Source organism: Bradyrhizobium ivorense (assembly GCF_900696085.1).
Lineage (GTDB): Bacteria > Pseudomonadota > Alphaproteobacteria > Rhizobiales > Xanthobacteraceae > Bradyrhizobium > Bradyrhizobium ivorense.
This window is the reverse complement of record NZ_CAADFC020000035.1, coordinates 1-24,118: the sequence shown is the minus strand read 5'-3', so window position 1 is coordinate 24,118 and position 24,118 is coordinate 1. Positions and strand designations below refer to the sequence as shown.

At 66.2% G+C, this 24,118-nt stretch carries 24 protein-coding genes; 17 read left to right on the top strand and 7 right to left on the bottom strand.

The window, feature by feature from the left end; translation table 11 throughout:
- The first annotated feature begins 259 nt into the window (after positions 1-259).
- The 8 genes from CI41S_RS41780 to CI41S_RS41745 all read left to right on the top strand — a co-directional run bounded on the left by CI41S_RS41780 (position 260) and on the right by CI41S_RS41745 (position 8,227).
- On the top strand, positions 260-1,111 hold the full coding sequence (locus CI41S_RS41780; RefSeq protein WP_172628405.1) for an outer membrane protein: 852 nt from the start codon (positions 260-262) through the stop codon (positions 1,109-1,111).
- 183 nt (positions 1,112-1,294) lie between these two features.
- The gene (locus CI41S_RS41775; RefSeq protein ID WP_172628404.1) at positions 1,295-2,113 is read left to right on the top strand and encodes an outer membrane protein; all 819 of its coding nucleotides are present in this window, start codon (positions 1,295-1,297) and stop codon (positions 2,111-2,113) included.
- 154 nt (positions 2,114-2,267) lie between these two features.
- Complete coding sequence (locus tag CI41S_RS41770) at positions 2,268-2,858, top strand: glutathione S-transferase family protein (protein ID WP_139864789.1); 591 nt, start codon at positions 2,268-2,270, stop codon at positions 2,856-2,858.
- 28 nt (positions 2,859-2,886) lie between these two features.
- Positions 2,887-3,357, top strand: coding sequence for a GNAT family N-acetyltransferase (locus CI41S_RS41765; protein WP_139864788.1), 471 nt, complete (start codon positions 2,887-2,889; stop codon positions 3,355-3,357).
- Between the two features lie 169 nt (positions 3,358-3,526).
- A complete protein-coding gene (locus tag CI41S_RS41760; protein ID WP_139864787.1) occupies positions 3,527-3,739 on the top strand; it encodes a hypothetical protein in 213 nt (70 codons plus the stop codon).
- A 78-nt stretch (positions 3,740-3,817) separates the two neighbouring features.
- A complete protein-coding gene (locus tag CI41S_RS41755; protein ID WP_139864786.1) occupies positions 3,818-4,990 on the top strand; it encodes a phosphoserine transaminase in 1,173 nt (390 codons plus the stop codon).
- A gap of 207 nt (positions 4,991-5,197) precedes the next feature.
- Complete coding sequence (gene serA / locus CI41S_RS41750; protein ID WP_139864785.1) at positions 5,198-6,787, top strand: phosphoglycerate dehydrogenase; 1,590 nt, start codon at positions 5,198-5,200, stop codon at positions 6,785-6,787.
- 267 nt (positions 6,788-7,054) lie between these two features.
- On the top strand, positions 7,055-8,227 hold the full coding sequence (locus CI41S_RS41745; protein WP_139486380.1) for a thiolase family protein: 1,173 nt from the start codon (positions 7,055-7,057) through the stop codon (positions 8,225-8,227).
- A 299-nt stretch (positions 8,228-8,526) separates the two neighbouring features.
- On the opposite strand, the gene CI41S_RS41740 is transcribed toward CI41S_RS41745, so the two are convergent.
- Positions 8,527-8,985, bottom strand: a complete 459-nt coding sequence (locus tag CI41S_RS41740) for a MarR family winged helix-turn-helix transcriptional regulator (RefSeq protein WP_139864784.1) — start codon at positions 8,983-8,985, stop codon at positions 8,527-8,529.
- Positions 8,986-9,074: 89 nt separating this feature from the next.
- Here CI41S_RS41740 and CI41S_RS41735 point away from each other — a divergent pair, with 89 nt between their 5' ends.
- Both CI41S_RS41735 and CI41S_RS41730 read left to right on the top strand, forming a co-directional pair.
- Positions 9,075-10,508 (top strand): MFS transporter, encoded by a 1,434-nt coding sequence (locus tag CI41S_RS41735; RefSeq protein WP_139864783.1) that lies wholly within the window; start codon positions 9,075-9,077, stop codon positions 10,506-10,508.
- Between the two features lie 176 nt (positions 10,509-10,684).
- Positions 10,685-12,346, top strand: a complete 1,662-nt coding sequence (locus CI41S_RS41730) for a mucoidy inhibitor MuiA family protein (protein ID WP_139864782.1) — start codon at positions 10,685-10,687, stop codon at positions 12,344-12,346.
- Between the two features lie 536 nt (positions 12,347-12,882).
- Here CI41S_RS41730 and CI41S_RS41725 read toward each other — a convergent pair.
- The 5 genes from CI41S_RS41725 to hemP form a co-directional block, all read right to left on the bottom strand.
- Positions 12,883-14,235: an esterase-like activity of phytase family protein gene (locus CI41S_RS41725; protein ID WP_139486365.1), complete on the bottom strand. Its 1,353-nt coding sequence runs from the start codon at positions 14,233-14,235 to the stop codon at positions 12,883-12,885.
- Between the two features lie 147 nt (positions 14,236-14,382).
- Positions 14,383-15,174 carry a heme ABC transporter ATP-binding protein gene (locus CI41S_RS41720; protein WP_139486363.1) on the bottom strand — a complete coding sequence of 264 codons (792 nt, stop codon included), beginning with the start codon at positions 15,172-15,174 and terminating at the stop codon, positions 14,383-14,385.
- The gene (locus CI41S_RS41715) at positions 15,171-16,271 is read right to left on the bottom strand and encodes a FecCD family ABC transporter permease (protein ID WP_139864781.1); all 1,101 of its coding nucleotides are present in this window, start codon (positions 16,269-16,271) and stop codon (positions 15,171-15,173) included. The genes CI41S_RS41720 and CI41S_RS41715 overlap by 4 nt, the downstream gene beginning before the upstream one ends.
- Positions 16,268-17,215 (bottom strand): heme/hemin ABC transporter substrate-binding protein, encoded by a 948-nt coding sequence (locus CI41S_RS41710; RefSeq protein WP_139864780.1) that lies wholly within the window; start codon positions 17,213-17,215, stop codon positions 16,268-16,270. The genes CI41S_RS41715 and CI41S_RS41710 overlap by 4 nt, the downstream gene beginning before the upstream one ends.
- Positions 17,216-17,223: 8 nt before the next feature.
- Entirely contained in the window at positions 17,224-17,406 is a 183-nt protein-coding gene (gene hemP / locus CI41S_RS43975) for a hemin uptake protein HemP (protein ID WP_244626862.1), read from the bottom strand.
- Between hemP and CI41S_RS45120 the strand changes: the two genes are divergently transcribed.
- The 7 genes from CI41S_RS45120 (at position 17,348) to CI41S_RS41675 (ending at position 23,456) form a co-directional block, all read left to right on the top strand.
- A complete protein-coding gene (locus tag CI41S_RS45120; RefSeq protein ID WP_283813196.1) occupies positions 17,348-17,479 on the top strand; it encodes a hypothetical protein in 132 nt (43 codons plus the stop codon). The two genes, hemP and CI41S_RS45120, sit on opposite strands and share 59 nt — an antisense overlap.
- 201 nt (positions 17,480-17,680) lie before the next feature.
- Complete coding sequence (locus tag CI41S_RS41700; protein ID WP_139864778.1) at positions 17,681-20,029, top strand: TonB-dependent hemoglobin/transferrin/lactoferrin family receptor; 2,349 nt, start codon at positions 17,681-17,683, stop codon at positions 20,027-20,029.
- A 134-nt stretch (positions 20,030-20,163) separates the two neighbouring features.
- Positions 20,164-20,496, top strand: coding sequence for a heme-degrading protein HmuQ (hmuQ, locus tag CI41S_RS41695; RefSeq protein WP_139486344.1), 333 nt, complete (start codon positions 20,164-20,166; stop codon positions 20,494-20,496).
- Positions 20,493-21,017 carry a heme utilization cystosolic carrier protein HutX gene (gene hutX, locus CI41S_RS41690; RefSeq protein ID WP_172628403.1) on the top strand — a complete coding sequence of 175 codons (525 nt, stop codon included), beginning with the start codon at positions 20,493-20,495 and terminating at the stop codon, positions 21,015-21,017. The genes hmuQ and hutX overlap by 4 nt, the downstream gene beginning before the upstream one ends.
- A gap of 194 nt (positions 21,018-21,211) precedes the next feature.
- Positions 21,212-22,006 carry a tonB-system energizer ExbB gene (gene exbB, locus CI41S_RS41685; RefSeq protein WP_139864777.1) on the top strand — a complete coding sequence of 265 codons (795 nt, stop codon included), beginning with the start codon at positions 21,212-21,214 and terminating at the stop codon, positions 22,004-22,006.
- A 3-nt stretch (positions 22,007-22,009) separates the two neighbouring features.
- Positions 22,010-22,456, top strand: a complete 447-nt coding sequence (gene exbD, locus CI41S_RS41680) for a TonB system transport protein ExbD (RefSeq protein WP_139864776.1) — start codon at positions 22,010-22,012, stop codon at positions 22,454-22,456.
- A 178-nt stretch (positions 22,457-22,634) separates the two neighbouring features.
- Positions 22,635-23,456, top strand: coding sequence for an energy transducer TonB family protein (locus CI41S_RS41675; protein ID WP_139864775.1), 822 nt, complete (start codon positions 22,635-22,637; stop codon positions 23,454-23,456).
- A gap of 116 nt (positions 23,457-23,572) precedes the next feature.
- Here CI41S_RS41675 and CI41S_RS41670 read toward each other — a convergent pair.
- Positions 23,573-24,118 (bottom strand): transposase (locus CI41S_RS41670; protein ID WP_172628402.1); only part of this gene is annotated, 546 nt, incomplete at its 5' end.

Sequence of the window (24,118 nt, the reverse complement as noted above, 5' to 3'; positions counted from 1 at the left end):
CAGATGCGGCTCGGTGCAGCGCAAACCCTGCATCTCCGTCAAGACATCGTTAGCACTTGTGGCGCGCTGGCCATCTTTCGCGCTGCGTGCGCGGCAATTGATGGACCCATAAGCGCGGCCTGCGAAAAAAGGTCAGAGAAAATCAACCTTAAAAATTAGGGTTAAGTGCCGCTTAAACATTTGCTGCCATCGTCCGGCCCGTGAGTTTCAGACGTGGGGCTTTCGTTGTCGCCTCACCGGCCAACAAAGGACGAAGCCAATGCGTAGCGTAAAGTCTCTGATTGCCGCCGGCGCGGCATCCCTGCTGTCCTCGGCGGCGTTCGCCGCCGACATGCCCATCATGCCGCCGCCTCCGATGGCGTATGCACCGCCGCCGGTTCAGCAGGATTTTGGCGGCTGGTATCTGCGCGGCGACATCGGCATGACCAACACCCAGGGCAGGCTGCACGTCAACGCCTACGACACGCTGCCGGCCGGCGCGACGATCAACCACCTTGGCCACAGCTTCGACAGCGGCATGGTCTACGGCCTCGGCGTCGGCTATCAGTTCAACAACTGGTTCCGCGCCGACATCACCGGTGAGTATCGCTCCAAGGTGAGCTTCAACGGGACCGACTTCGCAACCTTCCCGACCAACCCGCTCGCCGATGCCTATCACGGCGGTTACCAGGCCTGGGTCGGCCTCGTGAACGTCTATGCCGATCTCGGCACCTGGTGGTGTCTGACGCCGTTCATCGGCGCCGGTGTCGGTGCCGCGTCGATCAAGACCACGGCGTTCTCCGATGTCGCCACCTTCCCGAGCGGGTCCGGTCTCACCGGCACCTTCGTCGCGGACGGCGCCACCAAGACCAATTTGGCCTGGGCGGTGCACGCCGGTGTCGCCTACAAGGTCACCAACAACTTCACCGTCGAACTGGCCTACCGCTATCTCGACATGGGCACGGCCAAGCACGGCAATGGTCGCTCGTTCGACGGCACCAACACCGGTCCGTCCTCGTTCGAGTTCCGCGACCTGACCTCGCAGGACGTCAAGCTCGGCGTGCGCTTCGCTCTGCCGTGCTGCGACGTGCCGCCCCCGCCGCCGCCCCCGCCGCTGATCCGCAAGGGTTAATTTCCGGCCTTCACGGTTAACGATTGCAGACGGCGCGGGAGCATCCCGCGCCGTTTTGCATTTTTGGCGCGCTGTCGCGCAGCCGTGCAACGCAGCATGTCAAAAGCGGCCGGCGACAACGATTGGTTAAGGTTAACAGGCGATGATCAACGCGTAGTTCGTGGGGTTGGATGGAGCGTTGGGATGCGCAGGTTCTTGCTGGCAGCGATGATGTTCGGAGCGGTGACCGCTGCGCAAGCTGCGGATCTTTCCGAGCTTCCGGTTTTGCGCGGCTCGTACAGCGATGCGCCGCGAACCACCAACTGGGCCGGCTTCTATGTCGGCGGCCAGGGCGCCTATGGATCGTCGAACGAGAATTTCTCGGGGACCAACACCAACCTGCTCACGCCGCTGCTCGACCACAACGTGATCCAGCAGATGGACGTCGCGAACTGGAATCTCGGGCTCGGCAAGGTGTCGCAGCATGGCTCGGCGTTTGGCGGCTTTGCCGGCTACAACTGGCAATTCGAAGACGTGGTCGTCGGTGCCGAGGTGAGCTACCTGCACGGCAACTTCGGCGGCACTTCGACTGCAAGCAAGGAGTTGATCAGCAGCACGGCGCTGACCGACAGCTTCTTCCACGACGTACGCGTCGATTCGACCGCGTCGATCAAAATTACCGACATGGCCACGTTCCGCGGCCGCGCCGGCTATGCCTGGGGCTGCTTCCTGCCCTACATCTTCGGTGGCGTCGGCTTCGGCAATGCCAACATCTCGCGCTCCGTGACCATCTACGATTCCATCAGCACCTCCGCGCTGGGCCCGTTCTCGGCGCCGTTTGTCAACGGCGCGACCGACGTCCGGCACAACAACCTGGTGGTCGGCTACAGCGGCGGCCTCGGCATCGATATCAGCCTGATGGCCGGCCTGTTCATGCGTGCCGAGTGGGAATACGCGCGCTATACCACGGTCGTCGACACCAGCATCAATACGGTGCGCCTCGGTCTCGGCTACAAGTTCTGACGCGCTGCCGCTGCGGCGTGCCGGCGAACGGCGCGGCTGACCGGATGCCGCAGCCGTCATGCACAATCAATCATCGACGCGCCCGCTCCGTTGTGTGAGCATGATTTCGCGCGGCAGGTTCGCCGCCGGATATCGCCCTGGGGAGCGCAATCGAATGAAGAGCTACGGCGACAGCAATTCGGGCAATTGCCTGAAGGTGAAGTGGGTCTGCGACCGGCTGGCGCTGCCCTACAGCTGGATCGAGATCGACACCCTGAAGGGCGGCAGCCGAACACCGGAATTCCTCAAGCTGAACGGCTGGGGGCAGGTGCCGACGGTCGAGCTCGACGACGGCCGCACGCTGGCGCAGTCCAACGCCATCATCCGCTATCTCGCGCGCGGCAGCGATCTCGTTCCTGTTGACCCCTATCGCGCGGCGCAGATGGATGCCTGGATGTTCTGGGAGCAGAACACCCACGAGCCCTATGTCGCGGTCTGCCGCTTCCACATCGTGTATCTCGGCAAGGCCGTCGCCGAGCTCGATCCCAACCTGGTGAAGCGCGGCTACGCGGCGCTCGATCATCTGGAGCGGCATCTCGCCGGCACCCGCTTCCTGGTTGGCGAGGCATTTTCGCTCGCCGACGTCTCGCTCGTCGCCTATACCCGCGTGGCGCATGAGGGCGGCCTCGACCTCGACCGCTATCCCGTGATCCGCCGCTGGATCGCCGATGTCGAGCGCGTGCTCGGCCTGCCGCCGGCGCGCTGAGATCTGACCAGGACTGCCAAGGACCACCATGACCGAAGCTGCATCGATCACGATCCGCCGCGCCCGCCGCGAGGATGTCGCCGCCATTGTCGGCATGCTCGCCGACGATCCGCTCGGCAGCGGACGCGAGCGGATCGAGGATCCGCTGCCGGAACTCTACTATCGGGCCTTCGAGCGGGTCGATCGCGATGCCAATGTGCAGCTCGTCGTCGCCATCGACGGCGAGGGGACCGTGGTCGGCTGCCTGCAGCTCGCCGTGATGCCGGGCCTCAGCTCGCAAGGCACCTCGCGCGGCCTGCTCGAGGACGTTCGCGTCGCCAAGCACTGCCGCAGCCGCGGCATCGGCGAGCTATTGGTGCAGTGGGCGGTCACCGAGGCGCGGGCGAAAGGCTGTGGGCTGGTCGAGCTCCTGACGCATCAAACGCGTGTCGACGCGCAGCGCTTCTATGAACGGCTCGGTTTCGCGCGCAGCCATCTCGGCATGACGCTGCGCTTTTGAAATGCGTGCGTGAAATTGTGTTTTCTCGCCTGCGATGCCTGCGGTGGTTATCGCTCCGCGTTCCGGTTAAGGAGCAATAAACTACGCCCACCTCCGTAATTTTACGGCCAGGAACGACTGGGCTATGTCAGCGTCTCCCATCGGCGCGGCGGCAGCTTGGGGATTTCAGATGCCAAATTACTCGATCGTGCGGCTCGGCAACGAGTACATCGTACAGGCCGGCGAGAAGAGCATTCTGAAAATATCCAGCCGGCGCAAGGCGGTTAAGCTCATGACGCTGGCGGCAGATCTGCTCGATCAGGAGCTGATGCAGCAGGCCGAGCAATCCCCATCAATCAGCCGTGATCCCCCCGTCCATCCCGACGTATCTGAACTTCCTTGACGTTTTAACGCCTTTCCAATATCTCCGGCGGCGGGAAACCTCTCCCCACCGAGAGGCAGCTATCTGGAAGGGTAGATTATGACTGCAGCGAAGCCCGCTTCGCGGCCTCACGTGCCGCATTTTTCGTCTGGCCCCTGTGCCAAGCGCCCCGGCTGGAACCCCGACAATCTCAAGGACGCCGCCCTCGGCCGCTCGCATCGTGCGAAGGTCGGCAAGGCCAAGCTCAAGCTCGCGATCGAACTGACGCGCGAAGTGCTTGAGGTGCCGGCCGATTACAAGATCGGCATCGTCCCGGCCTCGGATACCGGCGCGGTCGAAATGGCGCTGTGGTCGCTGCTCGGCGCGCGCCCGGTCACCACGCTCGCCTGGGAATCCTTCGGTGAGGGCTGGGTCAGCGACATCGTCAAGGAATTGAAGCTCAAGGACGTCACCAAGCTCAACGCGGCCTACGGTGAGATCCCCGACCTGTCCAAGGTCGATCCCGCCTCCGACGTCGTCTTCACCTGGAACGGCACCACTTCGGGCGTGCGCGTGCCGAACGCCGACTGGATCAGCGCGACCCGCGAAGGCCTCACGATCTGCGACGCTACCTCGGCCGCGTTCGCGCAGCCGCTGGACTTTGCCAAGCTCGATGTCGTCACCTTCTCCTGGCAGAAGGCGCTCGGCGGCGAGGCCGCGCACGGCATGCTGATCCTCTCCCCGCGCGCGGTGGAACGGCTCGAGACCTACAAGCCGGCCTGGCCGCTGCCCAAGATCTTCCGCCTCACCAAGGGCGGCAAGCTCAACCAGGGCATCTTCGAGGGCGAGACCATCAACACGCCGTCGATGCTGTGCGTCGAGGACTATCTCGACGCGCTGAACTGGGCGAAGTCGATCGGCGGCCTCAAGGCCCTGATCGCGCGCGCCGACGCCAACACCAAGGCGCTCGCCGACTGGAAGGCGAAGACGCCGTGGATCGATTTCCTGGCCAAGGATCCCGCGATCCGCTCCAACACTTCGGTGTGCCTGAAGTTCACCGATCCCGCGATCACCTCGCTTCCCGCGGATGCGCAGGCCGACTTCTGCAAGAAGCTGGTCGCGTTGGTCGAAAAGGAGAACGCCGGCTTCGACTTCGCCTATTACCGCGATGCGCCGGCGGGCCTGCGGATCTGGTGCGGCGCCACTGTCGAAGCCAAGGACGTCGAGCTGCTGACGCAGTGGATCGACTGGGCCTTTGCCGAGACCAAGGCCGCGCTGCCCAAGGCAGCCTGATTTTTCCCTAGTCACCTCTCCCCGTTGTTGCGGGGAGAGGTCGGCGCATAGCGCCGGGTGAGGGGCCTCTCTCCGCTCACGCTGGCGTTTGTGGCTGCCCCTCACCCCGACCCTCTCCCCGTAAGAACGGGGAGAGGGAGAAGTGATCAGAGACTTCACCCCGTTGGTCCAGGACGCCCGCGCGCTGCAGGGCGAAGGAACATCCAAATGTCAAAACCCAAAGTTCTCATTTCCGACGCGCTGTCCCCGGCTGCCGTGCAGATCTTCAAGGATCGTGGCATCGAGGTCGACTTCCAGCCCAACCTCGGCAAGGACAAGGAAAAGCTTGCCGAGATCATCGGCAATTACGACGGGCTGGCGATCCGCTCGGCCACCAAGGCCACCGCCAAGCTGATCGAGAAGGCGAACCGCCTGAAGGTGATCGGCCGCGCCGGCATCGGCGTCGACAATGTCGAGATCCCGGCGGCGACCGCCAAGGGCATCATCGTGATGAACACGCCGTTCGGCAATTCGATCACGACCGCCGAGCATGCCATCACCTTGATGCTGGCGCTGGCGCGCGAGATCCCGCAGGCCGACGCTTCGACCCAGGCCGGCAAGTGGGAGAAGAACCGCTTCATGGGCGTCGAGATCACCGCCAAGACGCTCGGGGTGGTCGGCTGCGGCAATATCGGCTCGATCGTCGCCGACCGCGCGCTCGGCCTGCGCATGAAGGTGATCGCGTTCGACCCGTTCCTGTCGCCGGAGCGCGCCAAGGACATCGGCGTCGAGAAGGTCGAGCTCGACGAGCTGTTGAAGCGCGCCGATTTCATCACGCTGCACACGCCGCTCACCGAGAAGACCAAGAACCTGATTGACGCCGCCGCGATCGCCAAGATGAAGCCGGGCGTGCGCCTCATCAACTGCGCCCGCGGCGGCCTGGTCGACGAGCAGGCGCTGGTCGATGCGCTGAACTCCAAGCATGTCGCGGGCGCCGCCTTCGACGTGTTCGTCGAGGAGCCGGCGACCTCGAACGTGCTGTTCGGCCATCCCAACGTGATCTGCACCCCGCATCTCGGCGCCTCCACCACGGAGGCGCAGGAGAACGTCGCGCTGCAGGTCGCCGAGCAGATGTCGGACTATCTGCTGTCGGGCGCGATCTCGAATGCGGTGAACTTCCCCTCGATCACGGCGGAAGAGGCGCCGAAGCTGAAGCCGTTCATCGAGCTCGCCGAGAAGCTCGGCTCGTTCGCCGGCCAGCTCACCGAGAGCGGCATCATCAAGACCCAGATCACCTATGAGGGCCACGTCGCCGAGATGAAGATCAAGGCGATCACCTCGGCGGTGCTGTCCGGCCTGCTGCGGCCGATGCTCGGCGAGGTCAACGTGGTGTCGGCGCCGGTCGTCGCCAAGGAGCGCGGCATGGTGGTGGACGAGATCGTCCGCGCCGCGCAGAGCGACTATGAAAGCCTGATCACGGTCACCGTCACCACCGAGCGGCAGGAGCGTTCGGTGTCGGGCACCGTCTATGCCGACGGCAAGCCGCGCCTCGTCGACATCAAGGGCATCCGCATCGACGCCGAGTTCGGCAAGTCGATGATCTACGTGACCAACGAGGACAAGCCGGGCTTCATCGGCGCCTTCGCGGGCCTGCTCGGCGATGCCAAGATCAACATCGCGACCTTCCATCTCGGCCGCGTCAAGCAGGGCGGCGACGCCATCGCGCTGGTCGAGGTCGACGGCTCCGTGCCGGCCGACGTGCTCGCCAAGGTGCAGGCGCTGCCGCAGGTGAAGCAGGCCAAGGCGCTGACGTTCTAACCCGGATCGTAGGGTGGGTTAGCGCAGCGTAACCCGCCGTTCCAACATCGAAGAGGTGGGTTACGCCTTCGACTAACCCACCCTACGAAAACGGAGAGCGTTTCAAACAGACCGATATTCCGATCTGCGGAACAGAACGCCGTCTCCGGCCCCGGAGGCGGCGTTTGTCGTTCTGGGGCCGCTGGTATTCCTGTTGTGCCGGCCGAAATTAGGTGTACGAAGGCGTCAAGACGCGCCACTATCCGGCGATCTCAGAGGGAGAAAACAATGCGTGAAGCCGTAATCGTTTCCTATGCGCGCACCGGCCTGGCGAAGTCCGGCCGTGGCGGATTCAACATCACCGCGCCGATGTCGCTGGCCGCGCACGCGATCCAGCACGCCGTCGAGCGCGCCGGCGTCGCCAAGGACTATGTCGAGGACTGCTATCTCGGCAATTGCGCGCATGGCGCGCCGAACATCGGCCGCCAGGCCGCGCTGCTCGCCGGCCTGCCGAAGACCACCGCCGGCGTCTCGGTCAACCGCTTCTGCTCGTCGGGCCTGCAGACCATCGCGATGGCCGCCAACAGCATTCGCTCCGATGGATCCGACTGCATCGTCGCCGGCGGCGTCGAGAGCATCTCGATTCCGGGCGGCGGCACGCCGAAGGAATCGATCGATCCCGACCTGCTGAAGACCGCGCCCGACATCTTCATGGCAATGATCGACACCGCCGACATCGTCGCCGAGCGCTACAAGGTCTCGCGCGAATACCAGGACGAGTATTCGCTGGAGTCGCAGCGCCGCATGGCCGCCGCGCAGCAGGCCAACAAGTTCAAGGACGAGATCGTCCCGATGAAGACCAAGATGAAGGTGGTCGACAAGGCGACCAAGGCCGAGTCGATCGTCGACTACGTGGTCGATCGCGACGAGTGCAACCGTCCCGAGACCACGCTGGAGGGCCTCGCCAAGCTCGAGCCGGTGAAGGGCCCGGGCAAGTACATCACCGCCGGCAATGCCAGCCAGCTCTCCGACGGCGCCGCCGCCGTGGTGCTGATGGAAGCCAAGGACGCCGAGAAGCGCGGCCTCAACCCGATGGGCCGTTTCGTGGCCTGGGCCTCGGCCGGCTGCGAGCCCGACGAGATGGGCATCGGCCCGGTGTTCGCCGTGCCGAAGCTGTTGAAGCGCCACGGCCTGAAGATCGACGACATCGATCTCTGGGAGCTCAACGAGGCCTTCGCCAGCCAGTGCCTGTATTCGCGCGACCAGCTCGGCATCGATCCCGAGAAGTACAACGTCAACGGCGGTTCGATCGCGATCGGCCACCCGTTCGGCATGACCGGCGCCCGGCTCACCGGCCACCTTCTGCAGGAAGGCCGTCGGCGCAAGGCCAAGTGGGGCGTCGTGACCATGTGCATCGGCGGTGGCCAGGGCGGCGCCGGCCTGTTCGAGATCTACAGCTGAGCGCCTGATAGCGCCGACTGTCTGAGAAAGATGCGGCCCGGCGGATCACGCCGGGCCGTTTTCATTGTCAGGGTGATGAGATTAGGTTGAGCCGGAGCGACATCGGAGGTTTACCTCTCCCTTGGGAGAGGTCGGCGCGCAGCGCCGGGTGAGGGCTTACGGTCTCTCGTTGGAGCTGCGGCCCTCACCCGATTTGCTGGCGCAAATCGACCTCTCCCCGCCGGGGAGAGGTGGACCGAATCCGCGGTCAAACAGATTCAACCTAACTTCATCCCGCCTTGGTCGTTATGATGCCGGCGCTACCCGGGTGGAGCTGCCGGCATCGGCTCGCCGAATTCGAGCGCGGCGACCAGCTCGAGCGTTTGCCGCAGCTCGGCCGCCTGGCGCGCGCCAAAGGCGGCCTCGAACCGGTCCTGGGCCTGCCGCCAGGCGTCCTGCGATTCCGCCAGCTTGCTCTCGCCGCGTTTGGTCAGCCGGACCCGCTTGCTGCGGCGGTCATCCTTGTCGGCGGCAACGGTAACAAGGCCGTCGCGCTGCAGCGGCTTGAGATTGTGGGTGAGGGCGGTGCGGTCGAGCACCAATGCAGCGGCAAGCTCGCCGATCGTCGACGATTGCGATCGCGCAACATGGACCAGAATCGCCCGCTGCGTGCCGCGCAGCCCTGACGGCGCGAGGAGCTCGTCATAAAGCTGCGACACCCGCCGCGTCGCCTTGCGAAACGCCGTGAGATTGCACCTAGTCGTATCCAGCCTTGCCATTGCTCGATTTGCCTCCAAAGCGTGCTTGACAATTACATGCATATGCACCTAATGGCAATAGGTGCATATACACATATATGGAGGCCGTGATGTCGGAAGTGGATGCGGAGACGATCGAACTGCCGGCGGCCCCCGCGGAACGGCCGCGCCGGCGTGGAGCAACGGCATCCCCGCGGCTGGTGCTCGCCATCGTCTCGGTCGGCATCTGCCTCGCCAACCTCGACCTCTTCATCGTCAATGTCGGGCTGCCGAACATCGCCCAGGAGTTCCGCGCTGCCTCGCTGGAGGACCTGTCCTGGATTCTCAACGGCTATGCGATCGCCTATGCCGCGCTGCTGGTGTTCTTCGGCCGGCTCGCCGAGCGGCACAGCCGCAACCTAAGCTTTCTGCTCGGCGTTGCGCTGTTCACGGCCGCGTCCGCGGCGTGCGCGCTGGCGCGCAATGTCGAATTTTTGGTGATCGCGCGGATCGCGCAGGCCGCCGGCGCGGCGCTGATGACGCCGACGTCGATCGGCCTCTTGCTGGCCTCCTTCCCCGCCGAGCAGCGCGCCGGCGCGGTGCGCACCTGGACCGCGATCGGCGGGCTTGCGGCGGCGCTCGGACCGCTGGTCGGCGGGCTGCTCGTGACCTTCGACTGGCGCTGGATCTTCATCGTCAACGTTCCGATCGGTATTGTTGCGATCGTAATCGGCTGGCTGAAACTGCCCGAGGTGCCCGGCCACGACGTGCCGCGGCCGAACCCATGGGCGGCGCTGCTGGTGACCTGCGGCATCGGTGCGCTGACCTTTGCGATCGTCAAGGCGAACGACTGGGGATGGGGCTCGCGCGGCATCGTCATCGGATTCGCCGTCGCGGTGGTCTGCCTCGCCGCGTTCATTCGGCACTGCTTCAGCTCGAAGAATCCGTTCGTCGATCCTGCGTTGTTCGCGGTGCGGCCGTTCACCGGCGCGTCGCTGGTGATGGCGCCGTATTCGGCGGCGTTCGGCGCCATGCTGTTCTCGGTCGCATTGTGGGATCAGACGGTGTGGGGCTGGTCGGCATTGCAGACCGGGCTTGCGATCGCGCCGGGTCCGCTGCTGGTGCCGGTCACCTCGCTGCTGTTTGCCGGGCGCTTGATCGCGCGATTTGGCGCGGCCGCCGTGGTTGCCGCCGGCATTTTCTCCTTCGCGACTGGCGTCGTCATCTGGGCTACCCTGATGGGCGCGGAGTCCAACGTGCCGGCGGTTGTCGTGGGCATGATGCTGATCGGCGTCGGCGTTGGATTGACCTTCCCGACCCTGATGGGCGTCGGTGCCGGATCGCTGCCGCCATCCTCGTTTGCGACCGGCTCCGGCGTGATCAACATGATCCGGCAGGCGGCGCTGGCGATCGGCGTCGCGATCGCGGTCGCGATCCTGGCGACACCGGTCACGATGACTGACCGGATCGCCGCATTCCAGCGCGGCTGGTGGATCATGGCGGCCATCACCATTGCCGCCCTCGTGCCGAACTATCTCTTCATCCGGCGCAAAACGGGACACTGACCGGCAAAACCATCGCGGCGCCACGCCGCGGCCGCGGCGCCGCCTTGCCGGCGCCGCACGGAATTCTCAATCGAACCAGTTCCTTCCTCGCCGCGTCTCACGCACGAGAAGCGATGCGCCTGCGCAGCCGGCGCATCCCGACATCTCGCGCGCGATGCGTACTTCGGAGGGATATCATGCGATTGATTGCCAACTGTCTCGTGACCACCAGCCTGGCGCTGGTGACTGCGCTGGTTGCCGGCCCGTTGCAGGCGGCCGATCTCGATGCGGCGTCGCAGGTCGACGCCGTCATCGTCTATCCCGATGGCGCGAGCGTCACCCGCGTCATCACCCTCGACCTGCCCGCCGGCGACAACACGCTGGTCGCCAGGGATTTTCCTGTCGGCCTCGATCCGTCTTCGCTGCGCGTCGAAGGTGACGCGGGGGCAAGACTCACGATCGGCGCGATCGACGCGCGCCCGCCGCGTCCGGTACCGCCGGCGAACCTGCCCGAGATCGACAAGCGCATCGAGGCGCTGAAGGATCAGCGCGATGATCTCGAAGGCATCATCAAGTCGGCAGAGGCGCGCCGCAAATTCGCCGAGCGCTTTGCCGAGGTCTCGCCGGTAGGCATCGGCGAGAAGGGCGAGGCGCGCCCGGTGAGCGAGTGGCGTGCCGCGTTCTCCGCCGTCGGCGACGAGGTCGCCGCCGCCGACAACGTGATCCGCGACGCCCGGCGCAAGCAGCGCGAGATCGACCGCGACGTTCAGCGGCTCGAAGCCGATCGCGCCGCCAAGCCGTCGAGCAAGTTCGAGGTCAGGATCGAGCTCGCCTCCGCGGCTGCGACCAAAGCGACATTGCGCGTGACCTATGCGGTGCGCGGCGCCCGCTGGGTGCCGCTCTACGACGCCCGCCTCGATACCGGCGCGAAGGACCGCAAACCTGCGATCGAGCTGGTGCGCCGCGCCGAGATCACCCAGTCGACCGGCGAGGACTGGTCGAATGTGGCGCTCGCCGTCTCCACCGTGCGCGTCGCGCGCGGCGGCAACGCGCCGGAGCTCGGCTCGCTGGTCGTGCAGTACCCGCAGGTGCCGCGGCCGATGGCGGCGGGCAAGCTCCTCGACAGCGTGCCGCAGCGGGCCATGCCGATGTCGGCAGCCGAGCCGGCCGAGAACGCCATGGCGAAGCGCGTGGACGAACGCGAGGCGGTGGCCGAGGTCGGCGCGTTCCAGGCCACCTTCAAGATTCCGGGCCGCGTCAGCGTCGCGGCCAATATGGGCCCGAAAAACCTGCGCATCTCCACCGCGACGATCACCCCCGATCTCGCGATCCGTGCCGCGCCGGCGATCGATCCGACCGCGTTCCTGGAGGCAAGCTTCGTGCAGGCCGACGACGTGACACTGCTGCCGGGCCAGGTGTCGATCTACCGCGATGGCATCTTTGTCGGCCGCAGCCGGATGGCCGCCACCGCCAAGGACGAGACGGTGCGGCTCGGCTTCGGCGCCGACGACAAGGTCAAGATCGAGCGCACGGTGGTGAAGCGCAACGAGGGCTCCGCCGGGCTGATCGTGACGACGTCGAAGACCGACGAGCGCGCGTTCAAAACCACGGTGCGCAACGGCCATGACTTCCCGATCAAGGTCGCGCTCCAGGACCAGCTGCCGGTCAGCGAGAGCGAGGAGATCGTGGTCGAGATGCTGTCCTCGTCGACACCGGCAACCACCACCAACCTGCGCGACAAGCGCGGCGTGCTGGAATGGGCATTCGAGGCCAAGCCGGGCGAGGTCAAAGAGATCAATTTCGCCTGGCGGATGCGCTGGCCCAAGGACAAGGGCGTCGTGATGGTGCCGGCGGGCTAGAGGGGCGCCCTCAGACGCCGTCATTGCGAGGAGCGACGAGGCAATCCATGTCTGCGCTTGCAGCGAGATGGATTGCTTCCGCCTTCGCCAAGGCTACGGCGAACAAGTCGCTTCGCTCGCAATGACGTGGATGGAGCCGCGTAAGAACTCCATCACCGTCATCCTGAGGTGCGAGCCTCTTCGGCGAGCCTCGAAGGATCGACGGCCACCAGCCGGGCCGTGCATCCTTCGAGGCTCGCCCAGCGGCGCAAGTGCGCCGCAAGGCTCGCACCTTCAGCGACAGAGGCGACGCCTTTTGCGCGGGGATGACGGGTTTGGTAGTGGAGCGCTTAGTTTGCACCGCGTGACGGGATGTGGACGAGGTGGCGCGATTCACCTCGCCCCGCTTGCGGGAAGAGGTCGGATCGCATCGTCAGATGCGATCCGGGTGAGGGGGAGCTTCCGCGAGTCCGCTGTCACCGCCTTCGCTGAGGCAGCCCCTCACCCCGACCCTCTCCCCGTGAAGAACGGGGAGAGGGGGAAGAGAGAGAAACGCCTCACTTCGCCTTCAGGAAATCGCCGACCTCGAGCAGCACGAACTCGTCGTCATCGGCCTTGTTGGGATCGCGGCTCGAGGAGAACGGCAAATTGTTGTCGTTGCCGACGATGATGTGGGTGTCGTCGACCCGGTCGACGTTCTCGATGGTGAAGAACGGGAAGGTGTAGACGCCGTCGTTGAGCGGCTTCTTCGCCTTGTGGCCGGGGTCGCGGATCTTCAGGAGGTCGATATAGGCGATCTTGCGCACCGGCTTGCCGACGTTGGCGTCGGACAGCTCGATCTTGTAGACGCGCTTGAATTTGGCGAGATCGGGAAAGCAGTGCTCGCCGCGCTGGCCCTGCGGGCAGGCCTTGTCGGCGGTGCCCTCGCCATTGTCGCGCTCGATCACCAGGCCCGCCGTCGGATCGATCATGTTGAAGTCGCCGATCGCATTGCCGTTCTGCTCGAACACATATTGCCAGTAGCGGCCGGTGAACTGTTCCGCGGCGACGTCGAATTCGAGGATGCGCGAGGCTTCCTTGCCGTCGACCTTCTCCCAGTCCTTCTTCTCGGCATCCCACAGCGGCCCTTCGAGCAGGCCGTAGAGGAACTTGCCATCCTTCGAGGCGGCAAAGCCCTCATAGCCCTTGGAGCGGCGCAGATTGACGTTGCTGTAGCTGGCGCCCGGTGCACCAGGCGACTGCACCGCCCAGTGATCCGGCGAGCGCACCGGCTTGCCATCGGCAACCGTCTCGAACACGGCGAGGATCTTGCCGGTCTTGTCCGCCTTCAGCACGTAGGGCCCGAACTCGTCGCCGATCCAGAAGGTGTCGCCGATGATCTGGAATCCCTCGGTGTCGAAGTCGGCGCCGGTGAGGTAGCGCTTGGCGGTGTCCTCATGCACGATGCGGAACGGCACCTTCTTGTCGGGATCGTGCAGGAACATGGTCTCCTGGCGCTCGATCTTGCCGCTCGCCCAGTCGATCCTGTGCCGGTTGAGATACAGCATCGAGTCCGCCGAGTTGTAGCGCGAGCCCATGCCGTTGTCGGTGATCACCCAGAACGAGCCGTCGGGCATCACCTTGATGCCGGAATGGCCCTGCAGCGGCTGGCCCTTGAACGGCAGCGACACGCCGGTCGGCCGCTCATAGGATTTGCCCATCACGGTGCCGATCGTGTCGACGCGCTTGCCGGTGGTGTATTTGCCCGAGGTCTTCAGGTCGGCGGGCGCGTCCGCCGGCGCCTCGATGAAGCTCTCGGCCGGCATCACGGCGTGTCCCGCCAGCGTCGCCGGAAATTCGCCTTCGCCTTGCGCGAGCGCGGCGGTGGCAAGCAGCACGGATGCGACGGAGCAGAGCAGTGACAGGCGCATGGTTGATCTCCCCAGAGGATAAACGATGCGGTGTTCTCGGAGGTGCCCATGACAGCCGCCTGACAGATTTATGAACGGCGCCGCTTGTCACCGAATAAGGGTTGCGGCGTTAGGTCGCCTCCCATCTATCCAACGTGGGTTGGGGATTCAGACCGGCCGCATGGTCTGCGGCAGCAGGAACGGCACGCCCTGCTCGGTGTGTGCGATCGCAGCGTCGATCTCGAAGATCTGGCGGATGGTCTCGGGCCGCATCGCGGCGGCGCGGTCGCCGTCGATGGCGAGCCGGCCGCGATGCAAGAGCAGGATGCGGTCGGCAAACCGCATCGCCAGGTTGAGGTCGTGCAGGATCGCGATCACGGCGGTGCCTTGGGCGGCGCGCCGCCGCGCGGTTTCGACCAGGTCGATCTGATGCCGCAGATCGAGGCTCGATGTCGGCTCGTCCAGCAGCAGCAGGCCCGGGCCGTGCCGCGCCTCGCCGCAGGCGAGCTGCACCAGCACGCGGGCGAAATGCGCGCGCTGCTGCTCGCCGCCGGACAGCGTCGGCAATTGCCGCGCGCGAAAATCTGCAAGCCCGACCTCGTCGAGCGCCGTCGCGACGAGGTCGCGGGCCGCGGCGCGGGAACGCTCGCCGGCGCCCATCGCGACGATTTCTTCCACCGTGAACGGGAAGCTGACGTTGACGTGCTGCGACAGCATAGCGCGATGCTGCGCCAGCTCGCGCGGACCATAGCTGTGGAGGTCGCGCTGCTTGAGCCGGATCGTGCCGCGCGAGGGCCTGAGATCGCCGGACAGCATCCGCAGCAAGGTCGATTTGCCGGCGCCGTTCGGGCCGACGATGGCGACCATCTCGCCGGCGCCGATCCGCAGCGAGATGTCATCGACCAGGGTGGCGCCGCCGACCGTCATCGTCACCGATTGCGCCGCGAGCAGCGCGCTCATAGCGAGACGAGCCCGCGCTGGCGCAGCAGCATGGCGAGGAAGAACGGCGCGCCGATTGCCGCGGTCAGAATGCCGATCGGCATCTCCGCCGGCGCTACGATGGTGCGCGCCACCGTGTCGGCGCCGACGAGCAGAATAGCGCCCGAGATCGCGGAGGCCGGTAGCAGCAGGCGATGCGCCGGCCCGATCACCAGCCGCAGCAGATGCGGCACCACGATGCCGACGAAGCTGATCACGCCGCAGACCGAGACCGCGACCCCGGTCATCGCCGACACCAGCACGATCGAGATCCGCTTCAGCCGCTCGACGTCGACGCCGCTGTGGAACGCCTCGGCCTCGCCGAGCACCAGCACGTCGAGCCCCCGCGCGATCCAGAGGCAGGCGATCAGCGCGATCGCCAGCACCGGCGCCAGCGTCGTCAGCTTGGTCCAGGTCGCGCCGCTCAGCGATCCCAGCAGCCAGAAAGTGATGTCGCGGAGCTGGCGGTCGTCGGCGACGAACACCAGAAGCCCGATGCCGGCATTGGCGATCGCGGCGAGCGCGAGCCCCGCCAGCAGGAAAATCGCGATCGAGGTGCGCCCGCCGCGGCTGGCGATGCCATACAGCACGATGGTGGTGATCAGCGAGCCGGCGCAGGCCGCGATCGGCAGCAGCTGGTGCTGGATGAACTGCAGGCTCGCGCCGAGGTGGCTGTCGGTGAGCACGATCGCCGCCGCCGCGGCAAACGCGCCGCCGGAGGAGACGCCGACCAGCGCGGGATCGGCCAGCGGATTGCGGAACAGGCCCTGCATGATGGCGCCCGACATCGCGAGCAACCCGCCGACCATCGCTGCGGCCGCGATGCGCGGGACGCGGATCGACCACACCACGAGCTGGTCGCGCGCCAGCAGCGGGCCCGCCGCGCCATCGCTCCACAGCCCGAGCGCGGCCGGCAGCCGCGCCAGCGGAATGCCGGCGGCGCCGACAGTCAGGGCGATCAGCGCGGTGCCGGCGAGCGCCGCAAGCAGGCAGAGCAGGGTGAGCGTCGCCGGCGGCCGCAGCGATAGTCCGGCCCGCCGTTGTCCCCCGCGCGCGCCGCGCTCGGCCGCCACGCTCATTGCCGGCAGTTCGCGGTCAGCGCGGCCGGCCTGAAACTGTCGGCCTGCGAGGCCAGCGCCGGATAGAGCTTGACCGAGAGATCGCGCGCCGCGGCCGCGGTGCGCGGGCCGAAGCCGAGCAGATAAAGTCCTTCCATCGAGATGAAGGCCTTGTTGGCCGCGACCGGCGTCAGCGCAAAGGCCGGATGCGCGAACACCGCTTCGGCGTTGAGCGAATCCTTGCCGCGCTCGATCGACAGCACGACGTCCGGTTTCGCCGCCACGATGGCCTCGTCGTTGAGCGGCTTGTAGCCGTCATAGCCGTCGATCGCGTTGACGGCGCCGGCGAGCTGGATGATTTCGTCCGCCGCGGTCTTGTGGCCCGCCGCCATCGCGCGGCCGCCCACCATCGACATCACGAACATCACGCGCACCGGCTTTGTCACCCTGGCGCGCAGCAGGCGCAGTTGCGCGAGATCGCCTTCGACCGCCGCGGAGAGACAGGCGGCGCGCGGATCGGCGCCCATGGCGTGGCCGACCAGCCTGATCTTCTCGATCAGCCCGGCCTCCGAAAATGTCTCGGGCACCAGCACCAGCGGCACCTTGGCGGCCTCCAGCACGTCCATGGTCTCTTTCGGCCCGGAGCCCTGCACCGCCAGCACCAGCGAGGGATGCAGGCCGAGCACGCCTTCCGCCGAGAGCTGGCGCATGTAGCCGACGTCCGGCTTGTCGCGCAGCGCCGACGGCGGATAGAGGCTGGTCGCATCGACGCCGGCGATGCGGTCCGCGAAGCCGAGCGCATAGAGAATCTCGGTGATCGCGCCGCCGATCGAGACGATCCGCGACGGGTCGTTGATCACGACGTCGCGGTCGCGTGCATCGTGCACCGTGATGCCTTCGGCGATGGCCGCGCCTGGTGGCAGCAGGCAGAGAGCGAGCAAAGCGAGCGTGCGGCAAATTGTCATCGATGATGTCACTTGGTCAGGATCAGCTTGTTTTGCGAGGTCAGCCGCAGCCGGTAGCTTTCCTCGCCATGTGCGATGATGATCTCGCGCTCGGTCGTGAACAGGTCGCGGCTGTCGAGACGATTTCCCCGCATGATGAGCGTCTTGGTTGCCTCGGAAGCGTTCTCCGCATGGCCGCCGGCTGCGCCGATGTTGTCTCCGGAAGTGGCCGACATTGTGCTGGTGCTGCGCCTTGAAATCTTCAAATGTTGCCTGCTTGTATAAGCGGGCAACGCCGCGTTCCAACGGCCGCACTTTACAATCGATGTAAACAGCGCCGCCGCATTCTTGACCGTTCTGTTGCCGGCCCGTAACCAATCATGACGCAATGCGGGCGGGTGGCTCGCACTGCAACGCGGTAGCCAGCAAGCCGCTCGTGAGAGCGCCAGCCAGCCAGACCAGAAGTGCGATCATCGGGTTGGGGCTATGGCTGACGGGGCTAGGTATTCGCGCGCCTTGATTTTGGGCGCGTCGCTGTTTTCCTTTGCGGCAATGGTATCGGAGAGCGGTCTTGCGCAGACCGCCGATCCTTCCGCCGCGCGTCCCACTTCCGAGCGGCCGAAACAGGCCAAGCGCAAACCGAAGCCGCAAGCCGAACAGGCGACCGCCGCAGCGCCGGTGATGAATGCGCGCGCGCAGATCGGCGCGGTGCCGGTGCAGTCGCTCGACACCATCACGGTGGTGGCGACCAAGACCGAGGAGCGCGCGATCGATGCGTTGGCGCCGGTGAGCACGGTGACGCTGGAGAAGATCCAGGGCCTGCAGCCCAATCGGCTCTCCGACATCTTCTACAATGTGCCCGGCGTCTCGTTCCAGGAGCGCGGCGACGATCCGTCGACCGTGATCAACATTCGCGGCCTGCAGGATTTCGGCCGGGTCGCGGTCGTGGTCGACGGCGCGCGGCAGAACTATCAGCGCACCGGCCACAACGCCAACGGCTCGTTCTTCCTCGATCCCGAGCTGATCGGCGGCGTCGACGTGGTGCGCGGTCCGACCGCCAACATCTACGGCTCCGGCGCGATCGGAGGCGTGGTCTCGTTCCGCACCAAGGACATCGACGACGTGCTGCGTCCCGGCGAGCGCTGGGGCGTCGACACCTCGGGCTCCTACGGCTCGAACAAGGATCGCGGCATGGCCTCGATCTTCGGCGGCGTGCGCGTCGATCCCAATGTCGATGTGTTTGGCGGCGCGGTCTATCGCACCCAGAGCAACTACAAGGACGGCGCCGGCACCGAGATAGGGAACACCGGCAACGACATCGCCGCCGGCCTGATGAAGGTAACGGTGCGTCCGGCCGAAGGCCACGAATTCAAGCTCGGCGCGATCTTCCAGGACTATCAGTACAATATCGGCCAGCCGAACCGCGGCCCGACCACGACCGCGGCGCCGCTGGCGGCGATCGCCGGCTCCTCGGTCTACGCCTCCGACGCGAAGAACTACACGGGCACGCTGACCTGGAAATACGCCAAGCCGGACGACATGCTGTTCGACTGGAACATCTCGGTCTACGGCAACCGCACCGACAACGACCAGGTCAAGACCTACAACAACCGCATCACCACCGGCGGCGGTGTCTGCACGCTGGCCAATCCCGGCAACAACATCTCCGGCTGCGTCGGCGACAAGCGCGGCTACTCGCTCGACACCGTCGGCCTCGACGTCAACAACACCACGCGCTTCAACTTCGGCGACTGGCGCAACGCCGTCACCTACGGCTTCGATGCCTTCCGCGACGATGTCCAGACCTTCGATGCGCGCGGCAATTCCAACATCACGACGCCGGGCGGCCAGCGCACGGTCTCCGGCGGCTTCGTGCAGCTGAAGCAGAACTATTCAACCTGGCTCGAGATCGTCAGCGCTATCAGATACGACCGCTACGAGCTCGACTCGAACAAGACCTCGACCGACGGCGATCGGCTGTCGCCGAAGATCACGGTCGGCGTCACGCCGGTCGCGGGCTTCACGCCCTATCTGAGCTATGCCGAGGGCTACCGGGCGCCGTCGATCACCGAGACGCTGATTGCCGGCGGCCACGCCACCGGCGGCGGACCCGCGCTGTTCAACTGCCCCGACAGCACCTCCGGCTTGTTCTGCTTCCTGCCCAATGCCGGCCTGCGGCCCGAGGTCGGCAAGAACAAGGAAGCCGGTGTGAACCTGAAGTATGACGGCATCTTCTCCGCGAGCGACTCGTTCCGCGGCAAGATCAACGTGTTCCGCAACGACGTCGACGGCTATATCGACCTCGTGGCCTCGGCGCCGACCCTGACGCCGTTCGGCCGGTTCAGCCAATTCTACCAGTATCAAAACATCGCACAGGCCCAGATCGAAGGCGTCGAACTGGAGACGATGTACGACGCGGGCGACTGGTTCCTCGGCGTTGCCGGCCATCTGATGCGCGGCAAGAACGCCCAGACCAATGGCGGCCTCGCCACCATCACGCCGCGCAAGGTGACGACCACCGCGGGCGTACGGCTGCTCGACCGCACGCTGATCCTGTCGATGCAATGGGCCTCGTTCGGCGCCAACAACGACCTGCCGGCGGGCTATCTGCCCTCGACCGCCTACGACCTCGTCAACCTCTATCTGACCTGGAACGCCACCAAGGACATCACCTTCACGGCATCGGTCGACAACCTGTTGAACCAGTACTACCGGCCCTATGCGATCCCAGGCTCCTCGACCGACGGCACGACGCAGAACGACGTGCTGTTCTCGAGCCCCGGTCCGGGCACCGTCTACAAGGCTGGGCTGAAGATTCACCTAGGTGGAGCGTAACGCGACGAGCCGATCATTCCATCCAGGTTGCTCCGGCCGCGCTGGTGCCCCCAGCGCGGCCTTGGCGCGTTCATGCTATCAACGAGATCAGCCGGCAGGATCCAAGATCCGCCGCCCGACAGGAGAAGACATTCATGTTCATCGCAATGAACCGGTTCCAGGTGATCAAGGGCAAGGAGCAAGCGTTCGAGACGGTCTGGAAGACCCGCGAATCCTATCTCGGCGACCTGCCGGGCTTCATCGAATTTCATCTGGTGAAGGGGCCCGAGGCCGAGGACCACACGCTCTATGCCACGCACACGGTGTGGGCCAGCAAGACCGCGTTCGAGGACTGGACCAGGTCGGAGGCGTTCCGCCGCGCCCATTCCCGCGCCGGCAACGAGACCGGCGGCAGCCTCTATCTCGGCCATCCCAAATTCGAGGGTTTTGAGGTGCTGATCACCGAGCGGGCGAAGAGCGCCGCATGACCGATGTTGCCGTGCTCAGCCCGGCGCACGCCGAGCTCAAGGCCACCATGGCCGACAATCCCGGCGCGGTGATCGAGGATGTCGCGCGCGAGCGCCAGGTGACGCCGCGCGCGGTGCTCGAGGCGCTGCCCGCGAGCATGGTGCGGATCGGGCCGGGCGAGTTTGTCGCCGCGATGGCCGACATCGCCGAATGGGGCGAGGTGACGCTGATCGTGCACACCGATGATGCGATCTTCGAATTCACCGGCGCCATTCCGAAGGGCGAGGTCGGCCGCGGCTATTTCAACCTGATGCAGCCGAAGGGCCTGCACGGCCATCTCCGTCATGAGCGCTGCGCCGCGATCGCGTTCGTGGAGCGGCCCTTCATGGGCAAGGTGTCGGCGTTCATCGCGTTCCTCAACCGTGACGGCGGCATCATGTTCAAGGTGTTCGTCGGCCGTGACGAGACCCGTGCACTGCGCGGCGATCAGCTGGCGCGCTTCCACGCGCTGGCCGACCGCCTCGCGCCGAAGGCGGGCTGACAGTCTTCTCCCTCTCCCCGCTTGCGGGGAGAGGGTCGGGGTGAGGGGGACTCTCCGCGAGCGCGGTGCCTGGAGAGTCCCCCTCACCCGGATCGCATCTAACGATGCGATCCGACCTCTCCCCGCAAGCGGGGCGAGGTGACCTGAGGCTCGACGCGAATCGAAGATCTCACATGTGAATGCGTGGAGGCGACATGCTAGGCAGGACGTTTGACAGGAGAGGCGGGGTCTCGGTCGCGATCATTGTGAGCGTTGCAGCATCTCTCCCAACTGCATGTCTCGCCGCATCGGACAACGCGCTCTTGCCGCGCAACCTGTCGCCCTGGGGCATGTTCCAGAGTGCCGACATCGTCGTGAAGGCTGTCATGATCGGGCTCGCCATCGCCTCGCTCGTGACCTGGACGGTCTGGCTCGCCAAGACCGTCGAGCTGCGCCGCAAGACCGCGCTCGCCCGGCAGCGGATCTCCCTGCTCGAGCGCGACACAGAGCTTGCCGAGGTCGAGCAGGGGAGCCGCGAGGCCAGCGATGCGGTGGCGCAGATCATCCAGTCGGCGTCGCGCGAGGCGACGCTGTCCGGCGGCATGTTCGACGACGGCTTCAAGGAGCGCATCGCGCTGCGGCTGGAGCGCGTCGAGGCGGCGATGTCGCGGCAGATCGCGCGCGGCACCGGCGTGCTCGCCACCATCGGCGCCACCGCGCCGTTCGTCGGCCTGTTCGGCACGGTGTGGGGCATCATGAATTCCTTCATCGGCATCTCCGAGGCCCACACCACCAACCTCGCGGTGGTCGCGCCCGGCATCGCCGAGGCGCTGCTGGCGACCGCGCTCGGCCTCGTGGCCGCGATCCCGGCGGTCGTGATCTACAACCATCTGACGCGATGGATCGCGGCCTACCGCGCGCTGCTCGGCGATGCCTCCGTCATGGTGATGCTGCTGGTCAGCCGCGAGGGCGATCGCAGCCTGTTCCGCCTGGCGCGGGCCGCGGAGTAGGCGATGGGTGCAAAACTCGGCTCAGGCGGCGGGTTCGGCGGCCGGCGCCGCGGCGACGACGATCTGGTCGAGGCGCACGAGATCAACGTCACGCCGTTCATCGACGTGATGCTGGTGCTGCTCATCATCTTCATGGTGGCGGCGCCGCTCGCCACCGTCGATCTCGGCGTCGATCTGCCGGCCTCGACCGCCGAACCGCAGCCGCGGCCCGACAAGCCGGTGTTCATCACCGTGAAGCCCGATCTGTCGGTTGCCGTTGGCGAGGACGTGATCGCGCGCGAGGCGCTGACCTCGGCGCTCGACGGCGCCACCCAGGGCAAGAAGGACGAGCGCATTTTCCTGCGCGCCGACAAGGCGGTCAGCTATGGCGAGCTGATGGAGGTGATGAACCTGTTGCGCAACGCCGGCTATCTCAAGATCGCGCTGGTCGGCCTCGACGGCCGAAGCTGACAATGAAGTGGAGAAGCCGCCACGTCGGAGATTCACCCCTCCCGCTTGCGGGGGACGTCGCAGCGCATCGAAGATGCGATGCGGGTGGGGGCTCTTTCCACACGATCGGTCCGACTCGCGGTGATACCCCCGCCCTAGCCCTCCCCCGCAAGCGGGAGAGGGAACGCGATCTATCGTCATGAGCGACTATGCGCTTCATCATGCGGGCGACGAGGTTCGGCTGCGGCGCTGGGGCCTGTCGGCGGCGGCGATCCTCGCGGCGCATGCGGCACTGCTCGCGCTCGGCATGACCTGGGTCGCGGCGCCGCCGCCGGGCGTCGCGGTGCCGGCGGTGCTGGTCGATCTGGCGCCGATTACGTCGGCGCCTGCGATTTCGCAGACCGAGGCGCCGCCGGGGCCGGCGATGCAGGAAGCGGATGCGGCGCCGCCGCAGCCGGTCGCCGCCCAGCTGGTGCAGGAGGAGATTGCGCCGACGCCGCTGCAAGAGAAGCCTGAAGTCGCGGCCCCTCCGGAGCAGAAGCAGCAAGCCGTGCCGCCAAAGGAGGAGCCGGCAAAAATTGTCCCGCAGCGCAAGCCCGAGCCGGTCAAGCCAAGAGTGGTTCGCCGTGAGGCCAAAAAGCCGTCGGAGGCGACGCCGGCGCCGCGCACCAGCGCGCCGAGCCGTGCTGAGCGGCAGGCGCCGGTGGCCTCCGCGATCAGCGCCGGCGCGTCGGCGTCGGCGCTCGCGGCCTACAATGCGCGGGTCCGCGCGCATCTGATGCGCTTCCAGTCCTATCCGCCGGAGGACCGCGGCCAGCGCGGCGTCGCCCGGCTGACTTTCACGCTCGGCCGCGGCGGCCAGGTGCTGGCGAGCCACATCAGTGGCTCCTCGGGCAATCCCGCATTCGACGCCCGCGCGCTGGCGATGGTGCGCCAGGCCCAGCCATTCCCGCCGATTCCGCCGGAGGTCACCCAGGGCGCGATCGCCTTCAGCGTCCCGGTCGCATTCGTGCCGCGGTAGGGGCCCTTCCTCCCCGTCATCCTGAGAGCTTGTGACCCTAACAGGGGTGACCGCGCCATTTGGCCCAGTAGAGCGATGGCGATCAGGGCGCAACCCTCAAGGTCGCTGGTGTTTGGTTATGCTGCTTGGGCCAGGAGCCTGTGTCCGGCGAGGACGTTGTTGGCGAGGGCGAACCAGCGCAGCACGGTGAGCACTTTTTCGCGACCCCGAACCGTGAACTGGCGCAGGCCCCAGTTGCGGAAGCGGGCGTTGATGCATTCGCCCGGCGCCCGGCGTTTGTAGACGCTCTTGCCGTGCAGGCTTTTCATCCGTCTGCGCCAGGCGGCCATGCCGGGGCCGTCCTCGGGGCGTGGTGCATAGGGATCGCTCCCATGCTTGCTGTTGGCCGGCGGGCCATAGACCTTGATCCCCTGGCTAGCAGCCCATTCGATGTCTTCGTGCTTGTTGAACCCGCCGTCGACAAGGTAACGCTTCGCGTGACCATAAAGGCCCGCAAGCCGTTCCTGCATTGGCCGCATCAGGCCGCGGTCCGAGCCGACATTGGTCACATCCACGGCAATGGCGATCTGTCCCTCGGCGACGCTTGCGACTTGGCAGTTGTAGGCGGGACGGAAGCCGCCGTCGGCCATCTTCATGACCCGCGCCTGCGGGTCGGTCGTGGA